Genomic DNA, 16,857 nt, shown 5'->3' with positions numbered 1-16,857 from the left:
GCGGCTGGCAAGGTGGTGCTCGCAGCCGTCAGTTTGGATCCATTGGTCGTCGCACGTACGTGTTGCCGTCTCGCTCGACCCAGAGGATGCCGTTGTGGACGGTGATCTGATAGCGTCCTTCCTGGTCATCGCGAAAGGCGCCGTCCAGGCGCCGGCCGCGCATAAAGAGCAGCCGCGCGAATTGCATGAGGCGGAAGGGATAGGGGCGATCGACGCTGGGGAGGAAGCCGAACGCATACGGGACGTCGTGGTCGCCGGCCGCGCCATGGCGCCGTCCGCGGGCGTATCGCCGCTCCATCATCCGCCATCAACCCCCACCCGCGAAACCCTCTGGATTCTATCGATGGCGTCCGATCGCCAGCAACCGGGCGCCACGGGGGAGGGCAACCGCCGACGGCTATAATTCGAGAACCACAGACGTTCAGGAGTGTGCGTGGCGGAGCACGTAGAGGGCGGTGACCTGAGTGCCGCGCGGCTCCGCAAGCTCGACGCCATCCGCGAACTCGGCGTCGACCCCTTCCCCCGCAAATTCGAGCGAACCCACCAGTCCGCCGACCTTGTCGCCGATTTCGAGCGATTCGAGGGCCACGAGGTCCGCGTGGCCGGCCGGATCGTCGGCGCGATCCGGCACATGGGGAAGGCGGGCTTTGCCAACATTCTCGACGGTGGCGGTCGAATCCAAATCCACTTTCGGCGCGACTCCCTCGGCGAGGCCGGGTTCGCCCTCTACCGCGAGCTGGACGTTGGCGACTTCATCGGCGTCCACGGCGTGCCCTTCCGCACGAAGACGGGCGAGCCCACGATCGAGGCCCGCTCTCTCACCTTCCTGGCAAAGGCGATCAGGCCGCTGCCCGAAAAGTGGCACGGCCTCACCGACGTCGAGAAGCGCCATCGCCAGCGCTACCTCGACCTCATCGCCAACCAAGAGGTGCGGAACGTCTTCGCCGCCCGTACGCGGATCGTGCGCTCAGTGCGTCGATTTCTCGACGACCGCGGCTTCCTGGAGGTCGAGACGCCCATGATGCAGGCGGTGGCGTCGGGCGCCGCGGCGCGGCCCTTCACGACGTTCTCGAACGCGCTCGATCAGGAGCTGTATCTGCGCATCGCCATCGAGCTGTTCCTGAAGCGCTGCATCGTCGGTGGCATCGAGCGCGTGTATGAAATCGGCCGCATCTTCCGCAACGAGGGGCTGAGCTACAAGCACAACCCCGAGTTCACCATGCTCGAGCTGTACCAGGCCTACGCTGACTATGAAGCGATCATGGAGCTGGTCGAGCAGCTCGTGTCCCACGTGGCCCTCGACGTGATGGGCACCACGAGCCTCGAGTGGAAGGGCGAGCCCATCGAGCTGGCCCCGCCATGGCCGCGCCGTCGTCTCCAGGAGCTGATCCTGGAGTACGCGGGCGTGGACTACCTCGAGTATCCGGACGACGAGATGTTGCGCTCGGCGGCTTCCCGGGCGGGGCTCGAAGTCGATCGATCGTGGAATCGGGCGAAGGTTATTGACGAGCTGTCGACCGTATTCGTGGAGCCGCGCCTGGTCCAGCCCACCTTCGTGGTCGACTATCCCGTTGAGACGACGCCGCTCGCAAAGCGGCGCCCGAGCCAGCCGGATGAGGTCGAGCGGTTCGAGGCGTACATCGGCGGCATGGAGATCGCGAACGCCTTCTCCGAGCTGAACGATCCCGTGGAGCAGCGTCGGCGCTTCGACGAGCAGGTCGCCCAGCGTGCGGCGGGGGACGAGGAGGCGCAGGCGCTGGACGAGGACTTCCTGGTGGCGGTGGAGCACGGGATGCCCCCGACCGGCGGTCTAGGAATCGGCATCGATCGGCTGGTCATGGTGCTCACGAATCAGCCGTCCATCCGCGACGTCATCCTCTTTCCCCAGCTCCGATCTCGGGACACGCGATGACCGCCGAGCGCGAACAGCGGGGCCGCCGGCGCGCAGCAGGAGCACGGGCGTGCTGAGCATGCAGTACATTCGCGAAAACGAGGCGTTGGTCCGTCAGGCGCTGGACAACCGCCGCTCCGACGCGCCGATCGACCGGATCCTCGCGCTCGACGCGCGGCGTCGCGCGATCCTCCAGGAGCTGGAGCGGCTCCGCGCGCAGCGCAACCAACGGTCAGCGAAGATCGCGGGCGCGAAGGACCCGGAGGAGCGGGGACAGCTCATCGCCGAGACGCGGGCGCTCTCCGAGCGGATCGCCGTGCTGGAGCCCGAAATTCGCGGGATCGACGGCGAGCTGGAGCCCTTGCTGCTGGAGGTCCCCAACATCCCGGACCCGAGCGTCCCCGTTGGCGCCGACGCCGCCGAGAACGTCGAGGTGCGGCGATGGGGCGACACACGGTCCTTCCCGTTTCCGCCGAGGCCGCACTGGGAGATCGGCGAGGATCTGGGAATCATCGACTTCGAGCGAGGGGCCAAGATCGCCGGGTCGCGCTTCCAGGCGCTCGTCGGTCAGGGCGCCGCGCTCTCCCGCGCGCTCATCGCCCTCATGCTCGACCTCCACGTCGGCCAGCACGGATACACAGAGATCGCCCCGCCATACGTCGTGAAGCCGGAAGCGATGGAGGGGACCGGACAGCTTCCCAAGTTCGGCGACGATGCCTACCATCTGGAGGCTGACGATCTCTATCTGATCCCGACGGCGGAAGTCCCGGTGACGAACCTCCATCGCGGGGAGATCCTGGACGGCGCCCGGTTGCCCATTCGCTACTGTGCCTACAGCGCGTGCTTTCGCAGGGAGGCTGGCGCCGCCGGCCGCGACACCCGCGGGCTGATCCGCGTCCATCAATTCGACAAGGTAGAGATGGTGAAGCTGACCCAGCCCGACCGATCGCTCGAAGAGCTGGAATCGATGGTGAGCGACGCCGAGGCCGTGCTCCAGGCGCTCGATCTGCCGTACCGCGTGGTGCTGCTGTGTACGGGTGATATGGGATTCACCTCCCGCAAGACCTATGACCTGGAAGTGTGGATGCCGGGCCAGGACCGATTTGTGGAGATCTCGTCGTGCTCGAGCTGCGGGGACTTTCAGGCTCGCCGCGCGGACATCAAGTATCGGCCCACACCGACCGCCCACGCGGACTACGTCCATACCCTGAACGGGTCTGGGCTCGCGGTGGGGCGAACGATGGCCGCGATTCTGGAGACGTACCAGCGCGAAGACGGCGCCGTCGCTGTGCCGAATGCGCTCCAACCATTCCTGCGCGCCCGCGAGATCGTCGCTCAACGGTGATCATGCCAGGCAGGAGGTCGCCATGCGCCAGATCGCGTACGTGGCGGAGAGCGGAGAGATCCGGGTCCGCGACCTTGACGTCGGGCACGAGATCTCGGTCTCCGCGGAGGAATCGGCCCTGCCGGACGAGGAGGGCAGCCGGTTTGCGAATTGGCCGACGTGGTCGCCCGATGGGTCGAGGCTCGCGTATTTCCGCTACGAAGTCCATGGAAACGAGTTGGTGGCCTCCGGCGTTCGCGTCGTCGGCGCGGACGGAACGCGCAACGTGGCGGCGTACACGGCCACCAACGAAGCCCCCATCTACATGGGGTGGTCGCCCGATGGTCGTCGGATCGCGGTATTGGTCCAGCTCGCGAACCAGCTTTACCTCCGCGTCATCGATCCGGAGGGCGAGCGGCCGCCGCTGACCGTGGCCCAGGGGGCGCCCCTGTACTTCACGTGGCAGCCCGATTCGCGGGGGCTCGTAGCCAACGTGGGCACCGGTCGGGCCGCGGAGCCACACAGCCGCCTGCTCTGGATCAGGATCGAGGGCGGGCAGGTCGTGCAGGAGCAGGTGGAGCGGAGGCCGGCCACGGCGTTCCGCGCGCCCGTCTGGTCGTCGACACGCGCAGCGGCCGTCGTCGCGCTCCAGTTGGAGGCAGGGGTCGAGGGGTCGGAAGCCTGCCAGGTCGCGACCGTTGCAGATCGCGTCCCTCAGCCACTTTTCACGGCCGGGCTGGCGCCGGCGCTTATTCCGAGCCCGACCGGCGATCTTGTCGCGTGCGCGTGGCGGCCGAACGTCGACGCGGCGTTATACGCCGGGGTGACGCTGTACGACCTCGCGTCGGGTTCGGAGCAGAGAATCATCGAGGACCCCATCATCGCCTACTTCTGGACCCCCGATGGCCGGCGCATCATCTACGTATCCGGGGAAATCTCGGACCGGGCGGTATTCGTCCGTACGGTGGACGTGTCAGCGGGGAGCCGGGAGGATCTCGGTTGGGTGCGTCCGACCCGCGACATGTTCCTCCTGTTCAGCCACTTCGACCAGTACGTCCAGTCGGCAAGCCTCGTCTCGCCAGACGGCGCGGAGCTGGTTCTGGCGGCGTCGAGGGCCAAGGAGCGCGAGAACGGCGTGGTCCCGACGGTGCGCCAGGTCCTGGTGCGGTCGCTGGCCGGCGCTCACGAGGAGACGACGGTGGCGCGAGGGCGCCTCGCCTTCTGGCGCCCGGCGGCTCAGTAGACCCGGGCCGGTCGGTCAGTGGTACCGGGGCTTCACCTCCACGTGGATGTACGAGATCGCCAGCACGATGACGAGGCCGATAACACTGAAATGGACGACGTTCTGCAGGATCCCGACGATCAGGCCCGCCGCGACGAGCCACCACCCGTTGAGGCGCATCTGGCGCATGAAGTAGCCGCCGACGACGTCCAGCGCGCTGCCGACGAGGAGGAACACGAGCGCCAGGAAGGCCGCCGCGCCCGCCTGGATGCCCCAGGCGCCGGCGAGGAGAAGGAGCGGCGAGAAGATCGCCCCCACGGTCAGGAGCACGATGCTCATGAACACGCCGAACGCGCCAAAGATCATCGCGATCCACGGCGCCCAGGCCACGTAAGCGTCCGTCAGCGAGTCGGGTGCGGTGGGCAATTGCTGTCGAATGCGATCCGCGTAGTCATCCCATTGGCTCGATGATCCGCTGAAGTTCTGCCCTGCCATTTCGCCTCCATGAATTGCGCCCGTGCGCCACGCGCGTCGTGCATGAGAGCAGCGCTCGGATCTGAGGATCGCGGCTGGCCTTGCCCGACTCACCTCCCGCCGCAGATTTTCGCCATTATACTGGCGCGCAGCGCAGCGCACTGGCGGCCAGACAGGGCAGGGCGTCGGGCGTTGTTACAATGGCGCCCAGTTGCCACCGAGGCGGGCCGGGAACGAGGGAAAGGAGAGGTGTGGAGCTAACCTGGATCGGACATTCCTGTTTTCGTATGCGAGGCCGGGACGCGACGCTGGTTACCGATCCGTGCGCGCGGGCCAGCGGCTATTCCGTGAACCGAGTCACGGCAGACGTCGTGACAATCTCGAATTCGCATCCCAACCACAGCGCGGTGGGGGAGTTGGCTGGCTCACCCACGGTGCTCGACGGGCCCGGCGAATACGAGGTCCAGGGAATCATCGTAACGGGGGTGCGCACGCCGGCCGGCAAGGCCCCGGGCACCCCGAGAAATACGGCCTACATCATCTCCGTCGACGACATCACCCTCTGCCACCTGGGCGACCTGGCGAGCATCCCCACCACCGAGCAGATCGAGCTGATGAAAGACGTGAACGTACTGCTCATACCCGTCGGCGGGCACTGCACGATTGGGCCGTCCGAGGCGGTGGAGGTCATTAGCCAAATCGAGCCGAAGCTCGTGGTTCCCATGCACTACGCGACGGACGTCTCCACCGTCGAGCTGGAAGGGGTCGATCGATTTCTCCGCGAGATGGGGCTGACGCAATCCGAGCCTCAGCCGCGAATTAACGTTACGCATAGCTCGCTTCCGAGCGAGCCGACCGTCGTCCTCCTGCAATACCGACGCTCCTGATATGTCCGTGGCGCCATTGTCCGAACTTCAGCAAAAGACGCTGGAAGCCCTCGTCGAAGGCTACCGCGCCAGGGAGGGCATGAAGGACCGGATTCGGGCGCTCAACGAGTGGGAGATCGCCCGCCGGTCCGGCTTCACGGAGCTGAGCTACGCGGAGTTCCAGGAAGACCCGAGCCGCAATCAATTCCTCGATTCCCTCATGGCGCTGCAACGGTTGGGCCTGATCTCCGTGTGGGAGCGCGGCGTGAAGTACGACACGTTCGTGCCGACGGAGCAAGGGAACCTCGCAGCGGAGGGTCGGCTCGGTATGAGCGCGAAGCCCGCCTCCGGCGCGGGCGCGCAAACGCCGAGCACGCCGACGACGGGCGATCTCGACGATCAGATCATTCATCGATTGGACGAAATCATTCGCCTACTCAAATCCCTCGATTCGAAGCTGGGAGGACCGTGACCCATGCCCTCATACGTTGATGAATTGTCCGAGGACCGGGAGCGGGTGCTGAAAGCCCTGAGGGGACTGATCGAGGAGCAGGAAGCGCGTGTGCGAGCGCTCACCGAGGCCCTCGCCCAGTACACGGAGACCCTGGACCGACGGATCATCCGCACCATGATCTTTCGCAACACGTTCGGCGCGACCCAGACGAACACGTTGATGGCCGAGGGTGACACGCAGGATGCGACACGCCCGGTGACCGAGACGACGGTGCAGCTCGAGCGGGAGAATGAGATCCTGCACGCCTACCGCCAGGCTCTGCGGCAGGTGGAGACGGGCGCACGTCTGGTGGACGCGTTGGGGAAGTTCGCGGTGGGGAGCTAGGTCCGGGCGCCTTGCTCCCGTTGCCCCTCAGAGCTAACATAAAGTTGGACCTGCGCAGGGGCCAGAGAAAGGACGCACCTAATGAGGGGGAGCAATCCGATCATGCGGTACAGAGTCCTTCTCGGGGTTTGGCAGGTGGACACGTGAGGCCCCGCGACGACCTCGCGGGGCCGGGTGACCCCGGGCGCACCCCGGCGCATCGCCCACAGGGGGCCGCAGGCTGCAATCCTGATTAAGGCCCGGGGGTCTCGGCTGCTATCAGCCGGCGCAAGGTGATGGCCCGGTCTTCTGTCAGCCTAACCAGTGGCTGAGACGGGAGAGCTCCGGATGTGCTTCCGCACGCCGGGGCTCTCTTCATGGAGTGCCGCGCTTCCAGAGGTGTCCGCTATAATAGCTGCCTGCGACCGTATATGCGCGACGTTCCGTGCGAACGCATGGTCTGCTTCCCACCTGTTCCTGACAACCGTCCATGAATCTCGCTGGAGAGGTGCTTTTTGCCCGATGCGCGGCACTATGTAGTGCTCGGGAACGGCACTGCGGGTACAACAGCCGCCGAGACGCTCCGCAAGAACGATCCGGACTGTCGAATCTCCCTCTTCACCGACGAGCCGTACCCCCTCTACAACCGGGTTGCCCTTCCACCCTTCTTGAAGGGGAAGACACCGGAATCGAAGCTCTTCATGAAGACGATGGAGTTTCACCGGGACCGCAACATCTGCTTCTACCCCAACGTCCGCGTCTGCAAGGTGGACCTTGAATCCCGTACGATCGTCACCGACACTGGCAATGATTTCTCCTACGACCGGCTTCTCGTGGCAACCGGAGGCACGCCCAACCACCTCGACGTGCCCGGCGCCGACGCGGACGGGGTCTGCTACTTCCAGACGCTGGATGACACGAAGGACCTAGTCGAACGGATCGAGCGAGGCCGCTCCGCCGTGAGCATCGGTGGCAGCTACATCTCCTACGAGCTGGCAGAGGGGTTCCGGTCGCGCGGCCTGCACGTGACGTGGCTCATCCGCGGCCCTCGCTTCCTCCACCGCGTGATCGACGAGGACGGCGGCGAGCTGGTGGACCGGATCGCGCGCCACCACGGCGTCGACATGGTGTACGAGGACACCGCGGACCATATCGAGACCCGCGATGGCCACGTCGCGGCCGTCATCTCGCGTGGCAGCCGAAGGATCGAGGCGGACATCGTCGGTTGCGGCCTTGGCCTGACCTACAACCACGGTTTCCTGCCCTCGGGCTCCGTCGACATCAAATACGGCATTGTTACGAACGAATATCTGGAGACGAACGTCGAAGGGGTGTACGCGGCCGGCGATATCGCCGAGTTTTACGACGTCGATCTCGATCGCCACTACACCATGGGGACCTGGGCCAGCGCCTCGCTCCACGGGCGGATCTCCGCGCTCAACATGCTCGGGGATCGGCAGCCCGTGCGCGACGTACGACAGTACACCACCACTCTCTTCGACTCGCGGATGACCGTCATCGGCGCGACGCCCGACATCCGACCGGAGATCCAGGGCGTCTCGCGCGTCTACCCCAACGGCTCGAACCCGACAAACTGGTCGTATCGGCGGCTCTTTTTCTACGAGAACCGGCTCGTCGGCGCGGCGCTCATCGGCGATATGGCGAGAAAAGTCGAGCTGGTGAAGACGATTCGCTCCAAGAACGACGTGTGGGATGACCGCGAGCGGCTCCTGAGCTAGTTCCCGTTTGCTCCCGTGCGATCACGTATCTTTTGGTGGCTGAAACCGATTGGAGCACCACATGGCGGATGCACAGGTCCTCGTCGAGCGAGACGGGGGGGTTGCGACCGTCACCCTCCACCGGCCGGCCGTCCTGAACGCCCTTAGCAATGAGCTGCTCGGCGAAGTCGTCGGCGCGCTCGAGGCGCTCGACGAAGACCCGGCGATTCGGGTCGCCGTCGTTACCGGCGGAAGCCAGGTCTTTGCCGCCGGTGCCGACCTCCAGCAGTTCGCCGACGCGCCCGTGGCGACGATGGTGCAGTCCGCGCGCGGCCAGCTCTGGGACCGGCTGCGACGGATTCGCCAGCCCCTCGTCGCTGCTGTGGCTGGGTACGCCCTTGGCGGCGGCTGCGAGCTGGCCATGAGCTGCGATTTGATCATCGCCGCGGAAAGCGCCCGCTTCGGCCAGCCGGAGATCAACGTGGGGATCATGCCCGGGGCGGGCGGCACGCAGCGCCTGGCGCGCGCGGTCGGCAAGGCGCGGGCGATGGAGCTGGTGCTGACCGGGCGCATGATCTCGGCGTACGAAGCCGAGCGCATTGGCCTGGTGAATCGCGTCGTCCCGACGGAGGTCCTGGCAGACGAGGCTGGCCGCCTCGCGCGGGAGGTCGCCGCGAAGCCACCCATCTCGGTGCGCCTCGCCAAGGAGGCGGTACTCCAGGCCTTCGAAACGACCTTGACCGCCGGCCTCGAGTACGAGCGCCGGTCGCTGGCAGCGCTCCTGGGGACTGACGACGCTCGAGAGGGGATGCGGGCATTTCTGGAGAAGCGCCCGCCTCGATATCTGGGACGATGAGGCGCGGGGCCGAACCATGAGCGAGGAAGTCCTCCTGGTCGAGCGACAGGAGCGCGTCGCAGTTCTCACCCTGAACCGGCCGTCGGTTCTCAACGCGTTCAACGAGGAGCTTCTGGACCGATTGACCGCAGCGCTCCGCGAGGCCGAGCGCGACCGCGCGGTCGGCGCGGTCGTCGTCACCGGCGCCGGCAAGGCGTTCTGCGCCGGCCAGGACCTCCAGGCTCGGCGGGCCATCTTCGACCGCGGGGAGGTGCCGCACCTCGGGGCGGGTCTCCGCGAGCGGTACAAGCCCATGATCATGCGGATTCGTACCATGGAGAAGCCGGTGATCGCCGCGCTCAACGGCGTGGCCGCCGGCGCGGGATGCGGGCTCGCCCTCGCGTGCGATCTGCGCACCGCCTCCGACTCGGCCTCGCTCATCCAGTCGTTCGCGCGCGTCGGGCTCGCCCTCGATTCGGGCAGCTCCTTCTTTCTGCCGCGCATCGTCGGGCTCGGCCGGGCCTTCGAGATCGCGATGACCGGCGATCCCGTCCCGGCCGCCGAGGCAGAGCGCATCGGCCTGGTGAATCACCTCTACCCAGCCGAGGAGCTGATGGCTCGCACGTTGGAGCTGGCGACGCGCCTGGCCGCTGGCGCCACGCGCGCCATCGGTCTCATCAAGCGGGACATCAACCGCGCCCTGACGCTCGACGTGGAGAGCGCGCTGGACTACGAGTCGTTCCAGCAGGAGACCGCCGGCCAGACGCGCGATTTCCGTGAGGGGGTGATGGCTTTCATCGAGAAGCGCAAGGCAGAGTTTCGGGGGGAGTAGGCCGACCGATGAAGCTCGGAGTGATCGGCGCGGGCACCATGGGTGGCGGGATTGCCCAGGTCGCCGCGCAGCAGGGAATAGACGTCCGGCTCCTCGACGTGCGAACCGAACTCGTGCAGGCCGGGGTGGACCGGATCCGGGGTTTCCTCCAGCGCGCGGTGGAGCGGGGCCGGATGTCGAAGGCCGACGCTGACGCAACGGTCGGCCGGATCGAGCCGACGGTCGAGTTTTCGGCGCTGGCCGACGTCGATGCCGTCATCGAGGCGGCGGTTGAGGATATCGCGGTCAAGTCGCAGGTGTTCCGCCAGCTCGACGAGCACTGCCCGGCGCACGCGATCCTCGCCAGCAACACGTCGTCCCTCAGCGTGACGGAGATCGGCGCGGCGACCAAGCGGCCCGAAGCGGTGGTTGGCATGCATTTCTTCAACCCGGTTCCCCTCATGGCGCTCGTCGAGGTCGTCCGGGGTTACTCGACGTCTGATGCCACCATGGACCGCGCCGTCGATTTGGCGCGCCTCCTCGGCAAGACGCCCGTCCGTGCCAGCGACACACCCGGATTCATCGTCAATCGCATCGTCCGGCCCTTCTATAACGAGGCCTTGCGCATCCTCGGCGATGGGGTGGCCGATTATCCCATCGTGGACCGGATCATGAAGGGCGTAGGGTTCCGGATGGGACCGTTCGAGCTGATGGACCTGATCGGGAACGACGTGAACTTCGCGGTGACCCACTCCATCTTCAGCCAGCTCTACGGCGAGCCCAAGCTCCGCCCATCGTTCCGCCAGCTCCGGATCGTGCAGTCCGGAAACCTGGGGCAGAAGACCGGGCGTGGTTGGTACGCATATGACGGATCGTCCGCCCCGGAGCTTCCGACGATCGCGGCGGAGCCGCTGATGGGACCGGTCGCAGTGGTCGGGGATTCGGCTCTGGGCATGGACCTTGCCAGCGCCCTGAGCGCGGCGGGCCTCGAGACGCGCGTGTGGTCGCGGGAACCGCCGCGTGCGGCCACGTCGGGCGTGCACGGGGTTGCCAGCATCGCTGAGGCCGTCTCGGGCGCAGCGCTCGTCGTCGAGGCGGGCTGGAGCCGTGACACGAAGCGGGAGATGCTCCGCGACGTCGCGCGTGTTGCTCCGCGAACGCCCGTCGCGTCCATCGCGCTGACGGTGGCCGCGTCAGAGGCCGCGTCGTGGCACGCCAATCCCTCCATCGTCTGTGGCTTCGCCGTGCTCCCCCCGTTGGCGGACGCGAAGGTGGTCGAGGTGGCGCCAGCGCTCCAGACCGATCCAGCCGCGGTAAAGGCGGCGGAGAGTCTGGCCGTCGCCGTGGGAAAGGAGCCCGTCCTCGTGGGCGATGGGAGCGGCGGGGTCGCCGCGCGGATCGTCGCGCTGATCGTAAACGAGGCGTGCGCCGCCCTCATGGAGGGGATCGCGACGCGAGAGGACATCGACGCGGCCGTGCGCCTCGGCGCCAATTACCCTCACGGGCCGTTGGAGTGGGCCGATCTCATCGGCGTCGATCTGGTCTACGCTATCATCAGGGGGATGCACGAGGAGCTGCGCGAGGACCGATACCGCCCCGCACCGCTCCTCCGGCGAATGGCGCTCGCGGGATGGACCGGCCGAGACGCCGGTCGGGGATTCTCGACATTCTAAGAGCGTAAGGGAAGCGCGTCTGTCATCCCGCGCGCGTGGGCGGAGATGCGTCAGCCGTCCTCAGAACGTGAGCCGAAATACGTCTGTCATACCCAGGCGAAGCGAAGGATCTCATGCCCTCTGCTAGACTCTTCGGCGTACGGCCTCGGCGTAACCACGCGCTACAGCCCAATTTACCCGTGCGCGGCCGGGGCAAGCCTTATCACACCGTGGAGGGAATCGCGTGGCGGATGCAGTGATCGTGGGCGCGGTGCGGACGCCGGTCGGTCGCTACGGCGGGGCGCTGAAAGACGTCCGACCAGACGACCTGGCCGCCCACGTGATCCGTGCGCTCGTCGATCGGACCGGGATCGACCCGGAGTCCATCGATGACGTGATCCTCGGCTGTACTAACCAGGCCGGGGAGGACAACCGAAACGTCGCCCGCATGGCGCTCCTGATCGCCGGCCTCCCGGAGACAATTCCCGGCCAGACGGTAAACCGTCTCTGCTCCTCGGGCCTCCAGGCGGTCAATACGGCCGCGACGCTGATTCAGGCCGGGGCGGGCGAGGTGTACATCGCGGGGGGCGTCGAGAGCATGACCCGCGCCCCGCTGGTCATGGCGAAACCATCGACGGCGTTCCCCCGTGGGAAGGTCGAGATGGAAGACTCGACGATCGGCTGGCGGTTCGTCAATCCGAGGCTGGCCGAGCGCTACGACCCCATCAGCCTTGGCGAGACGGCCGAGAACGTGGCCGAGCGGTACGAGATCAGCCGCGTGCGGCAGGACGAGATGGCGCTGGCCAGCCATCGGAAGGCCGCCGCCGCGATCCGCGAGGGACGCTTCGCCAACGAGGTCGTGTCCGTGCCGACACCGCAGCCCCGGGGGGCGCCGCCCAAGGACTTCGATACCGATGAGCACGTGCGCCCAGATACCAGCATGGAGGCCCTGGCGAAGCTCCCGCCGGCCTTTAGAAAGGGCGGAACGGTGACGGCGGGCAACTCCTCCGGCGTCAACGACGGCGCGGCGGCCCTTCTCGTCATATCGGCCGAGCGGGCCCGATCACTCGGGCTGAAGCCGATGATGCGCTACGTCGCGTCGGCCGCCGCCGGCGTGAATCCGCTCTTCATGGGGCTGGGGCCGATCCCCGCGACGCGGAAGCTTTTCGACCGGACCGGCGTCCACGCCGACGATCTGGACTTGATCGAGCTGAACGAGGCCTTCGCGTCACAGTCCCTGGCCTGCATCGACGAGCTCGGGCTGCCAATGGACCGCGTGAACGTGAATGGCGGGGCGATCGCCCTCGGGCATCCCCTCGGCTGCTCTGGCGCGAAGATCACGACGACGCTGGCCCACGAGATGCAGCGGCGCAAGGCGCGTTGGGGCCTGGTGAGCATGTGCGTCGGCGTGGGACAGGGGGTGAGCACCCTCTTCGCCGGCGTCGAGTAGGGGGCGGCGGTCGCCCGCCTCCGGAAGGCTGCTGACAAATCGCTCGGCCCGTGACCGGCTCAGGGCGCGGAGTGCTTCGGCTGGCCTGCCCTGAGCGAGCGATGCGCTCAGCGATATGACGAGAATCGTGACCGGTTTGAACCCCGGGTTTGATCGATTCGGCCCTCGCTGCTGCCCTATCGAAGAGGGATGTGGGGCTAGCCGGTCACTGCCCCCTCGGAGGCAGAGGAGACGAGGCGCGCGTACTTCGCCATCACGCCATGGGTATAGCGCGGTGCCGGCGGCTGCCAGCCCCGCAGGCGCGCCGCGATCTCGTCGTCCGACAGCTCGACGTCGAGCCGCCGGTTCGGGATGTCGAAGGCGATCATGTCGCCCTCGCGGAGGATGGCGATCGGGCCACCCGCGGCCGCCTCGGGCGCCACGTGGCCGGCCATCAGGCCGTGGGTGGCCCCAGAAAATCGACCATCGGTGAGCAGGGCGACGCTCTCGCCGAGCCCGGCGCCGACGATGGCGCCCGTTACACCCAGCATCTCGCGCATACCGGGCCCGCCCTTGGGTCCTTCGTACCGGATGACGACGACGTCGTCGCCGACGATGCGGCCCGACTGGACGGCGGCAAAGGCGTCCTCCTCGCGGTCGAAGACACGCGCGGGGCCGCGGTGGCGCATTCGCTCGTGGCCGGCCACCTTCACCACGCACCCGTCCGGAGCGAGGTTGCCCTTCAGGATGACGAGGCCGCCGGTCGGCTTGAGGGGGTCCGAGATGGGTCGAATGACCCGCTGGCCCTCTGTCTCGACCGCGGCACGCGCCTCCTGGCCCGCCGTCCGCCCGGTCACGGTCATCGCATCTTCGTGCAGGACGCCCGCGTCCAGCAGCCGCCGTGCGAGCACCTGGATGCCGCCCGCGCGATACACGTCCGTCGCGACATATTGTCCGCCAGGCTTCAGGTCCCCGACCAGGGGCGTGCGCTCGCTGATCGCGTCGAAGTCGTCGATGCTGAGCGGCACGCCGGCCTCGCGAGCGACGGCGAGCAGGTGCAGCACCGCGTTCGTCGATCCGCCGCTCGCGCAGACGGCGGCGATGGCGTTCTCGATGGACTGGCGCGTGATGATCCGCGATGGGCGGACGTCGTTGCGGACGAGGTCCATCACCATGCGCCCGCAGTCAAATGCCAGCTCGTCCTTATTGGGGTCCATCGCGGGGATGCTGGCGCTTCCGGCGGGCGAGATTCCCATGACCTCGAATGCGGTGGCCATGGTGTTCGCGGTGTACTGACCGCCGCAGGCGCCCGCGGCCGGGCAGGCGCGCTCCTCCAGGGCCTTGAGCTGCTCGGCAGTGATCTTGCCGGCGCCGAACGCGCCAACGGCCTCGAACACGTCGAGAATCGTCACGTCGCGCCCCTCGAAGACGCCAGGGGCGATGGAGCCGCTGTAGATCATGAGGCCGGGGATGTCGAGGCGAAGCATCGCCATGACGGTTCCAGGGATCGTCTTATCGCACCCGGAAATCGTGACGATTCCATCGAAGAGGTGCCCGCGGGCCACGAGCTCGATGGAATCCGCGATCACCTCCCGGGAGATCAGCGAGGCTTTCATCCCCTCGGTCCCCATCGCGATCCCATCGGACACCGAGATCGTGTTCAACTCGACCGGCGTGCCGCCCGCGGCGCGAATGCCCTCCTTGACCTTCGCGGCCAGTCGTCGCTGGTTGAAGTTACAGGGCATGATCTCGATCCACGAGTGCGCCACGCCGATCAGCGGGCGCCGGAAGTCGTCATCCGTATAGCCCACCGCGCGCATCATGGCCCGGGCGGGCGCCCGGTCCGGCCCCGCGATCAACGTGCGACTGTGAAGCTGCAGATCTTCGCCCATATCTCGTCCCCCAGGCGGGAAGCCGCGCCAAGTGTTGTCGGCGGATTATAGACATTCGCGCCCGGCCCCCACATTGTGATCCCACCGTGATCGGAAGTCGTTGACGCGCGGAGATGCCTGTTCGTAGCCTTGTGGGGAAACGGCGACCGCGTGGCGGTCGCGCAATTTCGAGGTGTCGGTGGCCGAATCGCTCTTCCGTGCAGCCAGCGTCTTACAATTGTGGCGCGCGGTCGATCCGAGGTCCGCGTCGCGGAGTCGATCCATGGCTGATGCAACCGAAGCTGGGCGCGAGAAGCTCATCAGAATTCTCGACGCGGTGGCGGAGACGGGCCGCGAAGTGGCGGAGGAGGTGAATGCGACCACTGCGCCGCAACCGACGGCGAACGCCGCGTCGATCTGTCGCTGGAAGCTCCTGACCCTCAAGGAGCGACTCCACGATGTGGAGGGACCCCGGCGCGTGCGCTCGGCACGGGCTGAGGCGATTCACCACCTGGACGCGGCCGCCGCCGCGGCTCAGCGGCTGAGCTACGGCTATCGCCTTCACAATCTCGACCGGATTTGCGACGGGGGCCAGGCGCTCGACGACCATCTCGCAGCGCTGGCGCGTCTGCGCGCTCGCCTCGACTCCCAGCATTGATCAGCGCTACGATCCATAATTGGCCGGGCGAATCCACGCCCGGGGTAGATCGTGGCGATCTCGAATTCCCCCCGTCCCAGCTGGCGCCAGACCGTCGTAGCCGCTGCCACGCGCCAGGCGACCGCTGAGGCCCGGCACGCGTGGCGCGTGCGTCCCGGCGTGGCGCCTCCGTTCAACTATCGCCTCGAGCACATCCGTGCCGTCGTGGCCATCGTCGGTGATCTCGCCGCCAAGCTGGCGGCCGACGATGAGGTTGTGACCGCCGCGGCGTGGCTCCACGACGTCTCAAAGGGGTTCGCCGAGGAGCCGGGGGACGGGCACGGCCTACGCGGCGCCGAGCGAGCGCGCGCGATCCTGCGGCGGACGGACTTTCCGCGCGGAAAGATCGAGGCGGTCGCGGGGGCGATCTCCGCTCACGTCGGGCTCTTCCGCGACGGTCCAATCGAGCCCATCGAGGCGGCAATCCTGTTCGACGCCGACAAGCTCTCCAAGCTGGGCGCCGCCTCGCTGATCCACTTCCTCTGCAGCTTTCCCGCCTCGGCCAGCCGCGCGGGCTCGCCGCCAGATACGGCGAGCGCCGCCACGGAGCTGAAGCGCTGGTCGGAGCTGGCGCCTCGCATCGTGGAGAGCCTGACGACGGAGCCCGGCCGGGCCATGGGCCGGGAGCGTCTCGCTCTTCTCCAGCAGCTCGTGGCGCAACTCGAGCGCGAGGGGGCTATGTGACCGAGGAATCCCGCGAGGCGATCGAAGGCAGCCGTCTGCGTCCCGCGCCAGGTGAGCGCATCGCCGTCAGGAAGCTGGACTACACCGGGCGCGTCGTCTACTCGTGGACCGGCCTCCGTGACGAGGCGGAGGACGCGGTCGTCATTTATGCAACCTTCGCGCTGGTTGCAAAGGAGCCGCCAGTCGTCGACGGCGTACCGTTCTGCACCGGCGATCGATTCACCGAGTACTACTATCCGGATCGCTGGTACAACGTGTTCCACATCGCGGACCCCTCCGGTCGCCACAAGGGCTGGTACTGTAACGTGGCCCAGCCCGCCCGGATCGACGAGGAGGGCGTCGCATTCGTCGACATGGCCCTGGACCTGTTCGTCCATCCCGACGGACGCTACACGGTGCTGGACGAGGACGAGTTCGGCCTCGCGGCGGAGCAGCTCTATTCACCCGAGGACGCTGCCCGCGCACGCGCGGGCCTGGCTCAGCTCATCGATCTGGCTGAGCGCAGGGGCCTGCCGACGCCAGCCCACGAGATGGGCGACAGCGCTGACGACCGCCGCGGATAAGGT

17 protein-coding genes are annotated in these 16,857 nt (G+C 67.3%); 14 read left to right on the top strand and 3 right to left on the bottom strand.

Going from position 1 to position 16,857, the window contains the following annotated elements; genetic code table 11:
* Positions 1-28: 28 nt before the first annotated feature.
* The gene (locus VFC51_14730; protein ID HZT08277.1) at positions 29-298 is read right to left on the bottom strand and encodes a hypothetical protein; all 270 of its coding nucleotides are present in this window, start codon (positions 296-298) and stop codon (positions 29-31) included.
* A 135-nt stretch (positions 299-433) separates the two neighbouring features.
* Between VFC51_14730 and lysS the strand changes: the two genes are divergently transcribed.
* The 3 genes from lysS to VFC51_14715 are packed head-to-tail and all read left to right on the top strand — an operon-like array spanning position 434 to position 4,458.
* Entirely contained in the window at positions 434-1,912 is a 1,479-nt protein-coding gene (gene lysS / locus VFC51_14725) for a lysine--tRNA ligase (GenBank protein ID HZT08276.1), read from the top strand.
* Between the two features lie 49 nt (positions 1,913-1,961).
* A complete protein-coding gene (serS, locus tag VFC51_14720) occupies positions 1,962-3,236 on the top strand; it encodes a serine--tRNA ligase (GenBank protein ID HZT08275.1) in 1,275 nt (424 codons plus the stop codon).
* Between the two features lie 22 nt (positions 3,237-3,258).
* On the top strand, positions 3,259-4,458 hold the full coding sequence (locus tag VFC51_14715) for a hypothetical protein (protein ID HZT08274.1): 1,200 nt from the start codon (positions 3,259-3,261) through the stop codon (positions 4,456-4,458).
* Between the two features lie 15 nt (positions 4,459-4,473).
* On the opposite strand, the gene VFC51_14710 is transcribed toward VFC51_14715, so the two are convergent.
* Entirely contained in the window at positions 4,474-4,932 is a 459-nt protein-coding gene (locus VFC51_14710; protein HZT08273.1) for a hypothetical protein, read from the bottom strand.
* Between the two features lie 179 nt (positions 4,933-5,111).
* On the opposite strand from VFC51_14710, the gene VFC51_14705 reads away from it, so the two are divergent.
* From VFC51_14705 to VFC51_14670, 8 genes are all read left to right on the top strand, one after another.
* Entirely contained in the window at positions 5,112-5,798 is a 687-nt protein-coding gene (locus tag VFC51_14705) for an MBL fold metallo-hydrolase (GenBank protein ID HZT08272.1), read from the top strand.
* Positions 5,799-5,805: 7 nt separating this feature from the next.
* Positions 5,806-6,249 (top strand): hypothetical protein, encoded by a 444-nt coding sequence (locus VFC51_14700; protein HZT08271.1) that lies wholly within the window; start codon positions 5,806-5,808, stop codon positions 6,247-6,249.
* A 3-nt stretch (positions 6,250-6,252) separates the two neighbouring features.
* A complete protein-coding gene (locus tag VFC51_14695; GenBank protein HZT08270.1) occupies positions 6,253-6,615 on the top strand; it encodes a hypothetical protein in 363 nt (120 codons plus the stop codon).
* Positions 6,616-7,109: 494 nt separating this feature from the next.
* Positions 7,110-8,333, top strand: coding sequence for an FAD-dependent oxidoreductase (locus VFC51_14690; protein ID HZT08269.1), 1,224 nt, complete (start codon positions 7,110-7,112; stop codon positions 8,331-8,333).
* A 61-nt stretch (positions 8,334-8,394) separates the two neighbouring features.
* Positions 8,395-9,168 (top strand): enoyl-CoA hydratase-related protein, encoded by a 774-nt coding sequence (locus VFC51_14685; protein HZT08268.1) that lies wholly within the window; start codon positions 8,395-8,397, stop codon positions 9,166-9,168.
* Positions 9,169-9,184: 16 nt separating this feature from the next.
* Positions 9,185-9,979 carry an enoyl-CoA hydratase-related protein gene (locus VFC51_14680; protein ID HZT08267.1) on the top strand — a complete coding sequence of 265 codons (795 nt, stop codon included), beginning with the start codon at positions 9,185-9,187 and terminating at the stop codon, positions 9,977-9,979.
* Positions 9,980-9,987: 8 nt separating this feature from the next.
* Positions 9,988-11,631: a 3-hydroxyacyl-CoA dehydrogenase NAD-binding domain-containing protein gene (locus VFC51_14675; GenBank protein ID HZT08266.1), complete on the top strand. Its 1,644-nt coding sequence runs from the start codon at positions 9,988-9,990 to the stop codon at positions 11,629-11,631.
* A 223-nt stretch (positions 11,632-11,854) separates the two neighbouring features.
* Positions 11,855-13,060 carry a thiolase family protein gene (locus tag VFC51_14670; GenBank protein ID HZT08265.1) on the top strand — a complete coding sequence of 402 codons (1,206 nt, stop codon included), beginning with the start codon at positions 11,855-11,857 and terminating at the stop codon, positions 13,058-13,060.
* A 197-nt stretch (positions 13,061-13,257) separates the two neighbouring features.
* On the opposite strand, the gene ilvD is transcribed toward VFC51_14670, so the two are convergent.
* Complete coding sequence (ilvD, locus tag VFC51_14665) at positions 13,258-14,931, bottom strand: dihydroxy-acid dehydratase (GenBank protein ID HZT08264.1); 1,674 nt, start codon at positions 14,929-14,931, stop codon at positions 13,258-13,260.
* Positions 14,932-15,193: 262 nt separating this feature from the next.
* Here ilvD and VFC51_14660 point away from each other — a divergent pair, with 262 nt between their 5' ends.
* From VFC51_14660 to VFC51_14650, 3 genes are read left to right on the top strand one after another with little or no spacing between them, the layout of a single operon-like run.
* Positions 15,194-15,568, top strand: coding sequence for a hypothetical protein (locus VFC51_14660; protein HZT08263.1), 375 nt, complete (start codon positions 15,194-15,196; stop codon positions 15,566-15,568).
* A 51-nt stretch (positions 15,569-15,619) separates the two neighbouring features.
* On the top strand, positions 15,620-16,291 hold the full coding sequence (locus VFC51_14655; GenBank protein ID HZT08262.1) for an HD domain-containing protein: 672 nt from the start codon (positions 15,620-15,622) through the stop codon (positions 16,289-16,291).
* A complete protein-coding gene (locus VFC51_14650) occupies positions 16,288-16,854 on the top strand; it encodes a DUF402 domain-containing protein (protein ID HZT08261.1) in 567 nt (188 codons plus the stop codon). Before VFC51_14655 ends, VFC51_14650 begins: the two co-directional genes overlap by 4 nt.
* The last annotated feature ends 3 nt before the right edge of the window (positions 16,855-16,857 follow it).

The sequence above is a fragment of the Chloroflexota bacterium genome (genome assembly GCA_035652535.1).
In the GTDB taxonomy this organism is placed as follows: domain Bacteria; phylum Chloroflexota; class UBA6077; order UBA6077; family SHYK01; genus DASRDP01.
Note: the sequence above shows the minus strand (reverse complement) of the source record. Positions and strands in the feature narration are given on the sequence as shown.

What these genes read in the sequence shown, in the direction of transcription:
- VFC51_14705 (HZT08272.1), top strand. Translation starts at nt 5,112, where the DNA reads ATGGCGCCCAGTTGCCACCGAGGCGGGCCGGGAACGAGGGAAAGGAGA.
- VFC51_14660 (HZT08263.1), top strand. Translation starts at nt 15,194, where the DNA reads ATGGCTGATGCAACCGAAGCTGGGCGCGAGAAGCTCATCAGAATTCTC.
- VFC51_14685 (HZT08268.1), top strand. Translation starts at nt 8,395, where the DNA reads ATGGCGGATGCACAGGTCCTCGTCGAGCGAGACGGGGGGGTTGCGACC.
- VFC51_14715 (HZT08274.1), top strand. Translation starts at nt 3,259, where the DNA reads ATGCGCCAGATCGCGTACGTGGCGGAGAGCGGAGAGATCCGGGTCCGC.
- ilvD (HZT08264.1), bottom strand. Translation starts at nt 14,931, where the DNA reads ATGGGCGAAGATCTGCAGCTTCACAGTCGCACGTTGATCGCGGGGCCG.
- VFC51_14730 (HZT08277.1), bottom strand. Translation starts at nt 298, where the DNA reads ATGGAGCGGCGATACGCCCGCGGACGGCGCCATGGCGCGGCCGGCGAC.
- VFC51_14710 (HZT08273.1), bottom strand. Translation starts at nt 4,932, where the DNA reads ATGGCAGGGCAGAACTTCAGCGGATCATCGAGCCAATGGGATGACTAC.
- VFC51_14680 (HZT08267.1), top strand. Translation starts at nt 9,185, where the DNA reads ATGAGCGAGGAAGTCCTCCTGGTCGAGCGACAGGAGCGCGTCGCAGTT.
- VFC51_14695 (HZT08270.1), top strand. Translation starts at nt 6,253, where the DNA reads ATGCCCTCATACGTTGATGAATTGTCCGAGGACCGGGAGCGGGTGCTG.
- VFC51_14675 (HZT08266.1), top strand. Translation starts at nt 9,988, where the DNA reads ATGAAGCTCGGAGTGATCGGCGCGGGCACCATGGGTGGCGGGATTGCC.